Origin of the sequence: Halalkalibacillus sediminis, assembly GCF_002844535.1 — a bacterium.
GTDB classification, from domain to species: domain Bacteria; phylum Bacillota; class Bacilli; order Bacillales; family Alkalibacillaceae; genus Halalkalibacillus_A; species Halalkalibacillus_A sediminis.
The window spans coordinates 959,320-973,877 of the sequence record NZ_PJNH01000001.1 but is presented as its reverse complement, the minus strand read 5'-3'; the positions used below and the strand labels follow the sequence as shown (position 1 = coordinate 973,877).

Below are 14,558 nucleotides of genomic sequence, written 5' to 3'. Positions count from 1 at the left end.
ATGAGTAACCAAAGCTTTGAACGTGTAATCAATTCAAAGCCCGAAGCTCATCAACCAAGTGGAAATATTTCACTTGATCCAGAGAATGCTGAACACGGTTTAGCTCAATTAGTGATGACTGTTGTAGAATTACTCCGTCAATTAGTGGAACAGCAGGCTATTCGCCGCGTAGAAGGTGGCACTCTTACAGAAGAGCAAGAAGAGCAACTAGGTGTTGCATTAATGAACTTGGAAGAAAAAATGGAAGAGCTTAAGGACGTATTCGGATTGACTGAGGAAGATTTAAATATAGATCTAGGCCCACTTGGTAACTTACTATAAAATTTCAAAATACTTAAAAGGATTGGAGGGAGATCGTGATGGATCAGGAACCGATTAAACAGTCAACCGACTCGAATAGTTTGGTTGATGTACTTGAAACTGTATTAGATAAAGGTGTCGTCATTGCAGGTGATATCAAAATCAATTTGGCAGATGTAGAACTTTTGACGATTAAAATTAGATTATTAGTTGCTTCTGTGGATAAAGCAAAAGAAATAGGCATGGACTGGTGGGAGACAGATCCATATTTTTCATCTAAAGGTCTAGAAATGGATGAGATGAAACAGGAAAATCAGCGACTACAAGAACAAATCAATCGTTTGGAATCGCAGATTACGAAGAAAGAAGAAGACAAGTGATTTTTTGGAGTTATGATTAATGGCAAAAACTACTTATTAAAGGAGAGTAGAATATGTCCCGTAGCATAAGTGTGTCCGAGTGGACTAAGAATGACGTGCGAAACAGTTTGCCTGACCGAGCCGCAGAAAGCCACAAAGGTACATTCGGAATTGCGTTGCTAGTTGCTGGAAGTGAAGATATGCCAGGAGCGGCAATTCTGTCCGGATTAGGTGCCATGCGAAGCGGTTTAGGGAAATTGGCAATTGCAACGGATGAGGCGGTCGTCTCTCACATCGTGTCAACGCTACCAGAAGCGACATATGTGAGAAACGGCCGTTATCTTTTGTCAAAAAATGAAATGGAATTAAGTCAATACCGTTCCATCGCTGTAGGTCCGGGTCTACCAGAGGATGGAGAAACCAGAGCTGCTGTTGAAAGATTGTTAAAAGCAGAAGTTCCGGTTGTGCTTGATGCTGGAGCGATAGGTGGAAGGTCATATGAGGAACGGAATTCCCCCACAATATTGACACCCCACCCTGGAGAATTTGCAAGGATGACTGGTAAATCTATTGGAGAAATCGAGAATAACCGAGCTAGCCTAGTCAGCGAATGGGCGCAAAGATTGGGAGTCACGATTGTTTTAAAAGGATACAATACATTGACTAGTTTTGCTGATGGAAGCGTTTATAAAAACTCAACGGGTAACAGTTCGTTGGCGAAAGGTGGAAGTGGGGATGTTCTTACAGGCATGATCTTAGGGATGTTGTGCTGTAACAAATCTTGGAAGTATGCTGTATTGAACGCTATCTACCTACACGGTGCTTGTGCTGATTACTGGGTGAAGAAAAGGTCTGCCCATAGTTTGCTGGCACATGAAATAAGCGAGTTATTGCCAGAAGTTTGGGCAGACGTTGAAACTAGCCAATCATGAATTTTTGACAGCTTCTATAATAGCTTTTTCCATCACCTCTGTAGCAAGACTCGCCACTAAATCGATAGAAAAATCACTTTCTCCAGTACCTAAAGCGAAAATCGTATCTCCGTCGAACATCGTGTGAGCGGGGCGAATGGTTCGTCCAATCGCGTTTTGGCTGACCTGAGCAACTTTCTTTGCTTGTGATTTATTCAGGTTGGCATTTGAGGCGACTACCCCGATAGTCGTGTTTGTACCTGGAAATCCTTCCGAGGTAGCTTTTTTCTTCATAGCTTCAGAAGTATTTAAAAATTTTCCTGTCTTCGGATCTTTAGCCCCTGCAATGATATTCCCCGTTTTAGGATCAATCACATCACCGAAAGCGTTCACTGCAACAATCGCCCCGACTACCAGTCCATTTTCAAGTTTTATAGAAGCACTTCCTATTCCACTATTCGCAACATGTTCGAAACCGATAATTTTTCCGACAGTTGCTCCAGTTCCTGCACCCACACTTCCCATCTCAAAAATGCCAGCTTTAGCTTTTTGGGTTGCTTTATATCCCATGTCTTTATCCGGGCGAACATTAGGGTCTCCCACTGCCAAGTCAAAAAGAATGGCTGAAGGTACAATCGGTACTTTCGCTACGCCTACATCTAGACCGATCCTATTTTCTTCTAAAAATTGCATCACTCCACTCGCAGCATCCAATCCGAAAGCACTGCCACCGGCTAGACAAATAGCATGGATCTGATCGACTAGATTAACAGGGTCCAGTAAATCTGTTTCGCGTGTACCCGGAGCTGACCCTCGTATATCAACACCACATGTCGCTCCATCATCCACCCTAATCACAGTGCATCCGGTCAGAGCATTCTTATTTTGCTCGTGACCCACTTTAACACCTGGTACATCTGTAATATTTCCGTAAGTCATATTACCACCCTCTCAACTTTCTATTAAGTGTATTTTAACAAAATAAAACCACAAGCAAGAAAGCTTGTGGTAGCATCTATTTTTTAAATAACAGAACGGTTCCGATGATGATTAGTATTGCTGGCCAGAATTGTTCTAGAGTATTGAAAATAACATCGAACCATTTGAACCAAGATGGCATCGCGACGGATGAAATGGCAAAAAAGGATATAATAAGTAAGATGATACCTGGAAAAATACCAGAATTGGTTTTGTGTGCTTTAACCAAAAAGGCTAGTCCCACAATCAATGTATACATGCCCCAGTGATCGATCCATCGATCAGCGTGGCTTAGCATGTGAAAATGAAGACCTAGTCCTAATAAAATAACACCAGGAAACACACTATCATGTTGCTTATTTGCATAACCATTAACTAAAAAGGCAATTCCTAAGATGATGAGGATCGATGGCCATGTGTCGAATTGTGACAGAAAAGGTATGGAAAATTGTTGTAATAAAAAATAAAGTCCGAGTCCGATCAATAGAATGGCGACAAAAGTTTTTTGTTGTTTCATTAGGTTTAATCGCTCCTAGTCAGTTTTCTTGAAGGTTCAAAGGCCTTATGATACGCTGTGTATTGTAATTATAATTATTCTAATCTAATACTATCATAAATTTTCATAATATGTTCATGAATGTCGAATGGCATTTAAGCTCACGAGTTGTTATACTTATAATAGTTAATTGTGTGCGAATGAAGGGGTGAACACCACATGCATGTCATTGTAACGAGTATAAACTATAGAACAGCCCCAGTTGGAATACGTGAGAAATTAACTTTCTCGGATGAAGAAGTCGGCCAGGCGATGGTCGAACTTAATGCTGAAAAAAGCATTTTAGAGAATGTAATTGTCTCAACGTGTAACCGTACGGAAGTCTATGTTGTAGCGGACCAGTTACATACCGGCCGTTACTACGTTAAGCGCTTCTTGGCTGAACGGTTTGACATGGATATTGATTATCTAAATAATTTCTTGTCGATAAAAGAAAAAGATGAAGCAATCGAGCACTTATTCAAAGTGGCGGCTGGTTTGGATTCTATGGTCCTAGGTGAAACACAGATCTTAGGACAAGTTAAACATTCATTCCAAGTTGCTCAGGAATATGATGCATCCGGGTTGTTATTCAATCAGTTGTTCAAGCAAGCTATTACGAATGCGAAAAAAGCGCATAAAGAAACAGGCATCGGAGAAAATGCGGTGTCAATCAGTTATGCAGCTGTGGAATTATCTAAGACCATTTTCGATCAGTTGAAAAACCAACATGTTGTGATTCTTGGTGCTGGAAAAATGGGCGAGCTTGCAGTGAAGAACTTGCACGGCTCAGGTGTCCATAACATAACCGTAGTGAATCGGACACTGAATAAAGCAGAAGAAGTTGCTGAACGCTTCTCTGGACAAGCAGCTTCATTAGATCAATTTGATGATGTACTTGAAAGTGCGGATATTTTGATTGCTTCAGCTAGCACTGAAGAATATATGCTTACGAAAGAAAATATGAAGCCATTGCTTAAAAAACGTAATGGTAAACCACTATTTTTAGTGGATATTGCAGTACCACGTAATTTGGACCCTGAAATCGATAAACTTGAGAACGTCTTTTTATATGATATCGACGATTTACAAGGGATAGTGGACCAAAACTTATCAGAGCGTCAAAAAGCTGCTTCTGAGATTGAGTCGATGATCGAATCTGAGCTGACGGACTTTGATGAGTGGATTACCACGCTAGGTGTCGTACCAGTGATTTCTGCGCTACGTACAAAAGCACTTAATATCCAGAAAGACACAATGGCATCAATTGAGCGTAAAATGCCGAACCTGACAGACCGTGAGCGTAAAGTATTGAATAAGCACACGAAAAGTATCGTTAATCAAATGCTCAAGGAACCGATACTCCAGGCAAAAGAAATGGCCGGAGAAGAGCACTCTGATGACGTATTGAAATTGTTCGTTCAGATATTCGGAATAGAAGAGGAAGTGCAGCAAGAACTGACCAACCAAAGCAAGAAACACCAAAGTCATGAATCAGTGAATCAGTCACTGCCGATTGCAAGTTTGATTAAAGCTTTAACGAGCTAGTGATTTGAGGGACGCTCACATGAGTGTTTTTGAATATTTTCGAGTCTATGAAATTATTGTAATTCTATATGGATTAAGTTTGATTTGTTATTTCTATGATTTCGTGCAACGGGACCGGAAGGCTAATCAATTGGCCTTCTGGTTACTTTTAGTGGTTTGGATCCTTCAAACCATTTTTTTATTTACAAAAATATATATCACATCGACGTTACCTGTATTCAACTTAGCAGAAGGTTTATATTTTTACGCTTGGTTAATATTGTTAGTGTCAATCGTCATCAACTATTTTTATAAAGTTGACTTTATCGTATTTGTTATAAATTTAGTAGGATTCATGATGATGATGGGTTTTCTCGTTTCAAATACAATTCAGAGTGATACGCTTTTTAGTGGCCAATTTATTGGTGAATTATTACTGGCACACATTGTGTTGGCGTTCATTGCTTACACTTTGTTCACGCTATCGTTCGCGTTTTCGGCTTTGTATATTGTGCAATTCTATCTTTTGAAAAAGAAAAAGTGGCCGCAACTACTACGGCGCATTGGTAGTTTAGGACAACTTGATAATTTATCGTTTCTGATGATGATTTTGGCAACTCCAGTATTACTGATCGCTTTAATATTAGGTGTATCTTGGGCGTATACGACTGATGATTTGTTTTACTGGATTGACGCAAAGACAGTAGGCTCTTTTGTCGTACTGATTGTCTATTGTGTTATTTTATATTTAAGGGTTTCAAAGAAAATCGTAGGGAAGAATATTGCCTTGTTCAATGCGATCGCGTTTTCTATTTTATTATTAAATTATATATTTGTTTCATTGTTTACAAACTTTCACTTTTTATAAGAGATTGCACTAAAGCAATCGGTCAGGAGGATTTTTCATGAGAAATATCATTATTGGTTCAAGAAGAAGTAATCTAGCGATGACTCAGACGCAGTGGGTGATCGATCAACTTGAGAAGAAAACAGATGAATACTCTTTCGAAATTAAGCAGATTGTAACAAAAGGTGATAAGATCCTTGATGTCACCTTATCAAAAGTTGGCGGTAAAGGCCTTTTTGTTAAAGAGATTGAAGAGGCGATGTACAATTACGAAATTGATATGGCGGTACATAGTATGAAAGATATGCCGTCTAAAATGCCTGAAGGTTTGATGATTGGTTGTGTTCCTGAGCGTGAGGATCACAGAGATGCATTCATTTCTAACGATCATATCGGATTGGATGATCTGAAGGAAGGAGCTATTATCGGTACAAGTAGCTTAAGACGTGGAGCTCAGATCTTGGCATATCGTCCTGACCTTAAAATCCAGTGGATACGTGGAAATATCGAAACTCGACTACGTAAATTGAAAGAAGAGGACTTCGATGCAATCATCTTGGCTGCAGCTGGTCTTAAACGAATGGGCTGGTCGACGGACATTGTTACTGAACTACTAGAGCCTGAAAAATGTCTTCCTGCGGTTGGTCAAGGAGCATTAGCTCTTGAGTGCCGTTCAGATGATGAAGATTTAATTCAGTTGATTGAAAAGATCAATGATGAATATACAGCTGAAACAGTTGCTGCAGAACGACGTTTCTTGAGCTTACTTGAAGGCAGTTGTTCTGTCCCTATTGCTGGTTACGCAGTGAAAGAAGGAGACGAAGTTGTGTTGACTGCGTTAGTTTCTTCCTCAGATGGTAAAACTGTATTGAAGGAAGTATCTCGTTCTAAAGATGCAGTAGAAGCTGGAAACATAGCTGCTGAGTCTCTAATTAAGCAAGGTGCTAAAGAGCTTGTTGAAAAAGCGAAAGAAGAAATGGACGAACAGTAATGAGTTCTTTACGCGGAAAAAATATTGTAGTTTCGCGAGAGCGTGAACATGCTTTATCGTTTGTTGGTACATTGGAAAGACAAGGTGCTGAGGTTGTAGGTTTACCACTGATCAAGTTCAGACACATTCTTGATGAATCAGCTCAAACAGTACTAGAGAATTTGGATCGATTTGAATGGCTCCTTTTCACAAGTGTGAATGGTGTAAGGTTCTTTTTTGAGTCTTTAGATCAAGAGGGGATTTCTCATTCTACAATTCAATCTAAAAAGATTGCAGCTATCGGGTCGAAAACTGAAGATTATTTGAAGGAGTATGTACCTGACGTTGACTTTGTCCCGACTACATTTGATGCAGAACATATGGGTCCCCAGTTCTTAGAAATGGGGCCTGAGAGTGTGTTGCTAGTGAAGGGAAATCTTTCACGCGAGGTGCTCGATGTCTTTTTTAAAGAAAATGGGGTTGAGTTCGAGAGTGTGACGGTTTATGAAACGTCAACTAATCGTGAAGCGGCTAATCGATTGATAGGGATGGAGTCTGTAGATGCTTGGGTGTTCTCTTCTCCCTCTACGATAGACGCGTGGATGGAACTTTCTGAGGACTCTGTTGATGTATGGTTGACAAAACCTTGCTTCTGTATTGGGCCAACTACTGCTCAGCGCGCTCAAGAAGTTGGTTTTGAAACGGTCATATTGCCTGAGAATTATACACTTGATGAATTAGCGGATATTATTGTGGATTGTTATGAGAGGGGTATGTTGTAATGGATTTGTTCTTTGATCGTCACCGCAGATTGCGTACGTCTGATAATATTCGTGCGATGGTTCGCGAGACGCATTTGCATACGGAAGATTTAATTTATCCTTTGTTTGTATTAGAGGAAGATGGGAAGCGCAACGCTGTGAAATCGATGCCAGGTGTGCACCAGGTATCGCTTGATTACTTAGATGCTGAAATTGATGAAGTGGTTAATCTAGGTATTCGTTCGATTATTTTATTTGGTGTGCCAAAGGAAAAAGATGAAGTCGGTACGGAAGCTTATCAACAAGAAGGAATTGTTCAACGAGCGACACGTCAAATCAAGGCGAACCATCCTGATTTGGTCGTTGTGGCTGATACTTGCTTGTGCCAATATACTTCGCACGGACATTGTGGTGTGATTAAAAACCAATATGTCGATAATGATGCGACTTTGCCATTGTTGGTTCAGACTGCGGTAACTCAAGCAGAAGCGGGTGCTGATATCATTGCTCCGTCGAACATGATGGATGGATTCGTGGCTGCAATACGTGACGGACTTGATCAAGCAGGATACGAACATATCCCAGTCATGTCTTATGCGGTGAAGTATGCTTCGGCATTTTACGGTCCATTCCGTGATGCAGCTCATAGCACACCTCAATTTGGTGATCGTAAGACATATCAAATGGACCCAGCAAATCGTTTAGAAGCACAGCGAGAAGCTGAGTCTGATGTAGAAGAAGGAGCAGACTTTTTAATTGTCAAGCCTGCGTTGAGTTATCTCGATATCATGAGAGAGTTGAAGGATCGCTATCCACTGCCAATCGTGGCATACAACGTGAGTGGTGAGTACTCGTTGATCAAAGCGGCTGCTGCAAATGGATGGGTTGATGAGCGTGAGATTGTTCTTGAAAAGTTAACTTCCATGAAGCGTGCAGGGGCGGACTTAATCATCACTTACTTCGCGAAAGACGTGGCTAAATGGTTGAATAAAGGTTAGAAGTGGTAATAGATGTAGTAATGAATTCGTTAAAGGAGCGATAATGGATGAGTTTGAATGAACGTTCAAAACAACTTTTTGATGAAGCGGTCGATTTGATGCCAGGTGGAGTGAATTCACCAGTCCGTGCATTTAATTCTGTTGATATGGACCCGATTTATATGGAAAAAGGGAAGGGTTCTCGCATTTACGATGTCGATGGAAATGAATATATCGATTATGTATTAAGCTGGGGCCCATTGATTCTAGGTCACGCTAATGATCATGTGATATCTGTGTTGAAAGATGTTATGGAAAAAGGGACAAGCTTCGGTGCAAACGTCGAGTATGAAAACAAGTTAGCCAAGTTAGTGATGGAGCGAGTGCCATCAATCGAAATGGTACGTATGGTCAACTCAGGGACTGAAGCGACGATGAGTGCTCTTCGTTTGGCGCGTGGCTATACAGGTCGTAATAAAATCTTGAAATTTGAAGGTAACTATCACGGTCACGGTGATTCACTGTTGATCAAAGCTGGTTCTGGGGTAGCAACGTTAGGTCTACCGGATAGTCCAGGAGTACCTGAGTCTATCGCTCAGAACACGATAACTGTACCTTATAACGATAAAGAAAGTGTCGATTATGTAATTAAAGAATACGGTGATGATTTGGCAGCGGTAATTGTTGAACCAGTGTCGGGTAATATGGGAGTAGTGCCTCCTGTCGACGGCTTCTTGGAACATTTACGTGAAGTGACCGAAAACAACGGCTCTCTGTTGATTTTTGATGAAGTAATGACAGGATTCCGTGTCGGTTATAACTGTGCACAAGGACATTTCGGTGTGACTCCAGATTTGACTTGTCTAGGAAAGGTGATTGGTGGAGGATTGCCAGTTGGTGCTTATGGTGGACGCCGTGACATCATGGAACGCATTGCTCCAGCAGGTGATATTTATCAAGCCGGAACATTGTCAGGGAATCCACTTGCGATGGCAGCAGGTTATGAGACTCTGAGTCAGTTGACACCTCAATCATATGATGAAATCAATGAAAAAGCGGATCGACTGATCGACGGACTCCAGCAAGCCGCGAAAAACCATGGAGTACCATTACAGGTCAACCGCGCTGGATCCATGATAGGATTCTTTTTCACAGATCAACCTGTTGTGAATTTTGAAACGGCTAAATCCTCTGACTTGGACTGGTTCGCAAAATATTATCGTGAAATGGCAGAGCAAGGCGTCTTCTTGCCACCATCTCAATTCGAAGGCATGTTCCTTTCGACTGCCCACTCTCACGAGGATATTGAGGAGACAATCGAAGCAGCTGGAAAGGCATTTGCTTTGTATATGAAATAAAAAGATATGAGTAAATAAAAGACACTTGGATTTAATTCCAAGTGTCTTTTTTATATTGAAAAAATGAGTCACCTATAAAATTTATCTTTGATAGCTTCCTCTATCTTTTTTCAAACTATCTAAAAGAACGAAACCAAAAACGATGCCTGCCGTTATAGTAAAATATTCTCCTCTGCCACTAATAATTTCGTTTTGAAAAAGTAGTTCAAAAGGTACCAGAAAATAGAACAACGGCATCAGGGTTACATACAAAGCAGGTAACCCAATAACTAGTAATTTTAACCAGTCAAATGTCCATGGTTGTTTTGATTTTATCTCTAAAATGAATTGAGGTAATCGAAGTAGGATACCGATCAAGATCGGAAAAATAGCTAGAAATGAATAATAAGGCCATGTCACAAATTCCGTATTGGCCTCTAGTGTTAAATGGATACGGTATTGTACACCAGCATTAATTATAAATATAATGATGATCACCCAACTCAAATACCAGACTAACCTTTTCATCAATCAACACTCCCTTAAGGAAGATATTAACATACATATTATCTTTTTTAGAAAATAGTAAAAAATTTTCCCTTTGTTGCATTTTCTATGTAAAGAAGAATGAACTTACCAAAATCGCTTGTTCTTTTTTCATATGGTAGCACATATACCTAGTGATAAAGAGGTCAAAGGGGGACTATCATTGAGCCACTATGAGAATGATCCGTTTTTATTCGATTTGAGTGAGAAGATCAATTTCAGACAAGGTGATGAGATTGATGATTTATATGGCATATCGGTTGAACCTGAAATAAGTGTGATTCATGAAGATGATTTCATCCAGTTAAGAGGAGTACTGGTGATTTCAGGGGATTATCAATCTATGGCTAGCGAGGCACCTTTGTATATGGTTGATGATCAAGAAGAGAATAATTATGTTCATCATGTACGTGCGTTGGACAATGGGTTTACTAATTTTCAATATCCAATCCCGGTAGATATTACAATACCGAGGAGTAAGATCAACGAAACCGATGAATTGAGAGTCGAGGTGCAATACTTCGATTACGAAATTCCAGAACCAAGCACGATGAACGTTTTTACGAAGATTCGTTTGGAGGGTGTCGAGTGGAATGACCAATCTTCATCAGAGGCAAACTCAGATTTTTCTCTTAAGGGCATCCCACCACAAGATGTAACGTTCCAGCAACCATACCAACCGCCTCAACCACCATCCTCTTACAATGAACCAGAGTCTGAACCAGCAGAACAAAGGGAAGATCAATCTGCTGATAAGGGTCGTGAGTTCTGGCAGAAGAAGGAATCTAAATCGTTCAAGGACTTTTTCTATAAAAAAGAAGAAAATCTACCTGAAGACAATGTTTCACCAAAAAAGCAAAACCAACCGAAAAAAGAAGAAGTTCCTGAAAGCAATGCAGAGCCGGAATATGAAGAAAAGCCGGAAATGAATATGCCGCCAGAGAATAAGGAAATGGTTCAAGAAGCTGAACAAAAAGAAAACGAGAAAATGGAAGCTGAATCTGAGCTAGATGAAAACGTTTCACCTGAAGAAGAAGTAGAAGATGGGAAAAAGAAGAAAAAAGGACTTAGTTACTTGTCTAACTTTTTCAGGGATGGTGAAGCAGGGTCTACTAAGATGAAAATTCGTTTTGTGCAACAAAATGAAACCATCCAGTCAATTGCTGAGGACTATAAAGTACCTGTATCTAAACTCGAACGTATCAACCAGTTAGAAGCCGGACATGATTTGCAAGCAGGTGACTTGTTATATGTCCCAGCTTCTGGTGAAGTTAAATCCATTCAAGATAAAATGCAATAAATAGACCTACTAGTGCACCTGCTAAAAATACATCCAATGTGGTGGGCCATAGGAGCGTCCTGATCAACTGGAAAATCATGATTGGCAGAACCACTTTCTCTATAACAAATATACATTTACGAGCCCATGGGGGTAAGCGATAGCGATAATAACGACTCATAATTTCCCTCCTCATTATTAAATTATGAAAAAATTCGATGACACGTGTGAAAAATATTGACTTTTTCTTGTGAAGTTGTATACAATAAGATACAAATATTGATACGCAAATGCTTGGCAGGAGAAGAGTACAGATTGGATACTGAAAAAAGAGAGGGAAGTCACCGGCTGAAAGCTTCCTCGGTAACGAAGGTCTGGAAGGTCGCTCTGAATATGCAGCTTCTTTGAACGATAGTAGGAGAAGTCGGGAGATCCCGTTATTGAATCGAGTGGATAAGCGACAAGTGTGATCGTTTATCAACGAAGGTGGAACCGCGAATACAATCTTTTCGTCCTTTATTGGACGGAAAGATTTTTTTATTTTATATGAAAAATTAGGAGGGATTTCGATGGCTGAAGAACATCAAACATCGATGGCACCAAAATATCATCCAGAGGAAATTGAAAAAGGTCGTTATGATTATTGGGTGAAAGGTAAATTCTTTGAAGCAAAGGATGATCCGAATAAAGAACCGTTTACAATTGTAATACCCCCACCGAATGTAACAGGTCGTCTTCATTTGGGCCATGCTTGGGATACAACATTGCAAGACATTATTTCTCGCTATAAAAGGATGCAAGGTTACGATGTATTATGGCTTCCAGGTATGGACCATGCTGGGATTGCGACACAGGCGAAAGTAGAAGGAAAGCTTAAAGAAGAAGGTAAATCTCGCTATGACCTTGGTCGCGAGAAATTCTTAGAACAATCTTGGGATTGGAAAGAAGAGTATGCATCGTTCATCCGTTCCCAGTGGGAAAAACTAGGCCTTGGACTAGATTACTCTCGTGAGCGATTTACACTTGACGATGGCCTGTCTGAAGCGGTTAAAGAAGTATTCGTCTCACTTTATGAAAAAGATTTGATTTACCGTGGTGAATATATCATCAACTGGGACCCAAGCACACAGACAGCACTTTCCGATATTGAGGTAATCCATAAAGAGGTGCAAGGTGCTTTTTATCACATGAAGTATCCACTTAAAAATGGAGAGGGTCATATCGAAGTAGCTACCACTCGACCTGAAACAATGTTAGGAGATACAGCTGTTGCTGTTCATCCGGAAGATGATCGTTATAAGCACCTGATCGGAGAAAAGGTTATCCTTCCGATCATTGGTCGTGAGATGGAAATTGTAGCAGATGATTACGTAGATATGGAATTTGGTTCTGGTGCTGTTAAGATCACACCAGCACACGATCCGAACGACTTTGAAATCGGAAATCGTCATAATTTAGAGCGTGTTCTAGTTATGAACGAAAGTGGAACGATGAATGAAAACGCTGGACAATACGAAGGTCTGGATCGTTTTGAATGCCGCAAAAAAATAGTAAAAGACCTACAAGAGGAAGGCGTACTATTCCATATCGAAGAACATATGCACTCGGTAGGGCATTCCGAGCGTAGCGATGCAGTCGTAGAACCTTACTTGTCAACGCAGTGGTTCGTTAATATGCAGCCACTAGCGGATGAAGCGATTAAACTCCAGAAAACAGAAGATAAAGTCAATTTCGTTCCTGATCGTTTTGAAGGTACTTATCTTCGTTGGATGGAGAACATCAGAGATTGGTGTATTTCACGTCAATTATGGTGGGGACATAGAATTCCTGCTTGGTATCATAAGGAAACTGGAGAATTATATGTTGGTCGGGAAGAACCATCAGATATTGAAAACTGGGAACAGGACGAAGATGTTCTAGATACTTGGTTTTCATCTGCACTTTGGCCTTTTTCTACGATGGGTTGGCCAGATGAGGAGAGTGAAGATTTCCAGCGCTACTTCCCAACGAACGCACTGGTAACAGGGTATGACATCATTTTCTTCTGGGTATCTCGTATGATCTTCCAGTCGAAGCAATTCACTGATCGCCGCCCATTCCAAGACGTGTTGATACACGGGCTCGTGCGTGACGCTGAAGGACGTAAGATGAGTAAATCTCTCGGTAATGGTGTTGATCCGATGGATGTTATTGAAAAGTATGGTGCTGATTCGCTACGTTACTTCTTATCTACAGGTTCATCTCCTGGTCAGGATTTACGTTTCCACTGGGAAAAGGTAGAGGCGACTTGGAATTTCGCGAACAAGATATGGAACGCTTCTCGCTTTGTCATTATGAATTTGGAAGACTTCCAGCATAATCAAATCGATTTGGAACAGGAGAAGTCAATTGCAGATGAGTGGATACTGACTCGTCTGAATGAGACTATTGAGCAGGTTACACGACACATCGATCGCTACGACTTCGGTGAAGCAGGGCGTTACCTTTATAACTTTATTTGGGATGACTTCTGCGATTGGTATATCGAAATGGCGAAGCTGCCGTTATACGGAGATGATGAACAGAAAAAGCATGCGACAAAGTCAGTACTAGTCCATACATTAGACTCTATTTTGAAAATGTTACACCCGTTCATGCCATTCATCACAGAGGAAATTTGGCAACACATTCCTCATGAGGGTGATTCAATTACAGTTGCCCCGTGGCCACAAACAGATGGAAGTAAAACTTTCGAACAATCATCAAAAGAAATGGTTCGCTTGATGGAAATTATCCGATCCGTTCGTAATGTGCGTTCTGAAGTAGATACTCCAATGTCTAAAGAAATTAAAATCGTCATTAAAACTAATGACCAAACGACTACTGATGAACTGAAGAATCAGCAACAGTATCTCGAAAAGTTCTGTAATCCAGAAGAATTGTCGATTGGAACTGACGTAAGCGCTCCAGAGCAATCTAAAAGTGCTGTGGTAAGCGGAGCAGAAATTTTCTTCCCATTAGAAGGACTAATCGACATTGATGCCGAAATTAAAAGATTAGAGGACGAACTTACGAAATGGGATTCAGAAGTTGAACGCGTGAAGAAGAAATTGTCGAATGAAAAATTCGTCAACAAGGCTCCAGAAGCCGTCGTTCAAGAAGAGCGAGATAAAGAAAAGGATTATTTAGAAAAGCAAGAAATGGTGAAGTCTCGTATCCAAGAGTTGAAGAAAGTGAAGTAATAAATGGATT

General features: G+C 40.5%; 15 protein-coding genes and 1 other annotated feature. Of the genes, 11 read left to right on the top strand and 4 right to left on the bottom strand.

The window, feature by feature from the left end; translation table 11 throughout:
- From CEY16_RS05150 to CEY16_RS05140, 3 genes are all read left to right on the top strand, one after another.
- Positions 1–321: a gas vesicle protein K gene (locus tag CEY16_RS05150; protein WP_101330884.1), complete on the top strand. Its 321-nt coding sequence runs from the start codon at positions 1–3 to the stop codon at positions 319–321.
- A 38-nt stretch (positions 322–359) separates the two neighbouring features.
- Complete coding sequence (locus CEY16_RS05145; RefSeq protein WP_101330883.1) at positions 360–680, top strand: gas vesicle protein; 321 nt, start codon at positions 360–362, stop codon at positions 678–680.
- 65 nt (positions 681–745) lie between these two features.
- Positions 746–1,591 carry an NAD(P)H-hydrate dehydratase gene (locus tag CEY16_RS05140; protein WP_101331143.1) on the top strand — a complete coding sequence of 282 codons (846 nt, stop codon included), beginning with the start codon at positions 746–748 and terminating at the stop codon, positions 1,589–1,591.
- On the opposite strand, the gene CEY16_RS05135 is transcribed toward CEY16_RS05140, so the two are convergent.
- Positions 1,586–2,509 carry a P1 family peptidase gene (locus CEY16_RS05135; protein ID WP_101330882.1) on the bottom strand — a complete coding sequence of 308 codons (924 nt, stop codon included), beginning with the start codon at positions 2,507–2,509 and terminating at the stop codon, positions 1,586–1,588. The genes CEY16_RS05140 and CEY16_RS05135 overlap by 6 nt on opposite strands.
- A 76-nt stretch (positions 2,510–2,585) precedes the next feature.
- On the bottom strand, positions 2,586–3,065 hold the full coding sequence (locus tag CEY16_RS05130) for a LiaI-LiaF-like domain-containing protein (protein WP_101330881.1): 480 nt from the start codon (positions 3,063–3,065) through the stop codon (positions 2,586–2,588).
- A 198-nt stretch (positions 3,066–3,263) separates the two neighbouring features.
- Here CEY16_RS05130 and hemA point away from each other — a divergent pair, with 198 nt between their 5' ends.
- From hemA to hemL, 6 genes are read left to right on the top strand one after another with little or no spacing between them, the layout of a single operon-like run.
- Positions 3,264–4,631 (top strand): glutamyl-tRNA reductase, encoded by a 1,368-nt coding sequence (hemA, locus tag CEY16_RS05125; RefSeq protein ID WP_101330880.1) that lies wholly within the window; start codon positions 3,264–3,266, stop codon positions 4,629–4,631.
- Positions 4,632–4,650: 19 nt separating this feature from the next.
- The gene (locus CEY16_RS05120; protein ID WP_101330879.1) at positions 4,651–5,478 is read left to right on the top strand and encodes a cytochrome C assembly family protein; all 828 of its coding nucleotides are present in this window, start codon (positions 4,651–4,653) and stop codon (positions 5,476–5,478) included.
- Positions 5,479–5,515: 37 nt separating this feature from the next.
- The gene (hemC, locus tag CEY16_RS05115; protein ID WP_101330878.1) at positions 5,516–6,448 is read left to right on the top strand and encodes a hydroxymethylbilane synthase; all 933 of its coding nucleotides are present in this window, start codon (positions 5,516–5,518) and stop codon (positions 6,446–6,448) included.
- On the top strand, positions 6,448–7,209 hold the full coding sequence (locus tag CEY16_RS05110) for a uroporphyrinogen-III synthase (RefSeq protein ID WP_101330877.1): 762 nt from the start codon (positions 6,448–6,450) through the stop codon (positions 7,207–7,209). The genes hemC and CEY16_RS05110 overlap by 1 nt, the downstream gene beginning before the upstream one ends.
- A complete protein-coding gene (gene hemB, locus CEY16_RS05105) occupies positions 7,209–8,186 on the top strand; it encodes a porphobilinogen synthase (protein WP_101330876.1) in 978 nt (325 codons plus the stop codon). The genes CEY16_RS05110 and hemB overlap by 1 nt, the downstream gene beginning before the upstream one ends.
- Positions 8,187–8,233: 47 nt before the next feature.
- Entirely contained in the window at positions 8,234–9,523 is a 1,290-nt protein-coding gene (gene hemL, locus CEY16_RS05100) for a glutamate-1-semialdehyde 2,1-aminomutase (RefSeq protein WP_101330875.1), read from the top strand.
- A gap of 81 nt (positions 9,524–9,604) precedes the next feature.
- On the opposite strand, the gene CEY16_RS05095 is transcribed toward hemL, so the two are convergent.
- Entirely contained in the window at positions 9,605–10,030 is a 426-nt protein-coding gene (locus tag CEY16_RS05095; protein ID WP_101330874.1) for a hypothetical protein, read from the bottom strand.
- A gap of 181 nt (positions 10,031–10,211) precedes the next feature.
- On the opposite strand from CEY16_RS05095, the gene CEY16_RS05090 reads away from it, so the two are divergent.
- Positions 10,212–11,348, top strand: a complete 1,137-nt coding sequence (locus CEY16_RS05090; protein ID WP_101330873.1) for a LysM peptidoglycan-binding domain-containing protein — start codon at positions 10,212–10,214, stop codon at positions 11,346–11,348.
- On the opposite strand, the gene CEY16_RS05085 is transcribed toward CEY16_RS05090, so the two are convergent.
- Complete coding sequence (locus tag CEY16_RS05085; RefSeq protein WP_101330872.1) at positions 11,320–11,508, bottom strand: hypothetical protein; 189 nt, start codon at positions 11,506–11,508, stop codon at positions 11,320–11,322. The genes CEY16_RS05090 and CEY16_RS05085 overlap by 29 nt on opposite strands.
- A 105-nt stretch (positions 11,509–11,613) precedes the next feature.
- Positions 11,614–11,847: a binding site (T-box leader), on the top strand.
- Positions 11,848–11,896: 49 nt separating this feature from the next.
- On the opposite strand from CEY16_RS05085, the gene CEY16_RS05080 reads away from it, so the two are divergent.
- Positions 11,897–14,548 (top strand): valine--tRNA ligase, encoded by a 2,652-nt coding sequence (locus CEY16_RS05080; RefSeq protein ID WP_101330871.1) that lies wholly within the window; start codon positions 11,897–11,899, stop codon positions 14,546–14,548.
- Positions 14,549–14,558 lie beyond the last annotated feature (10 nt).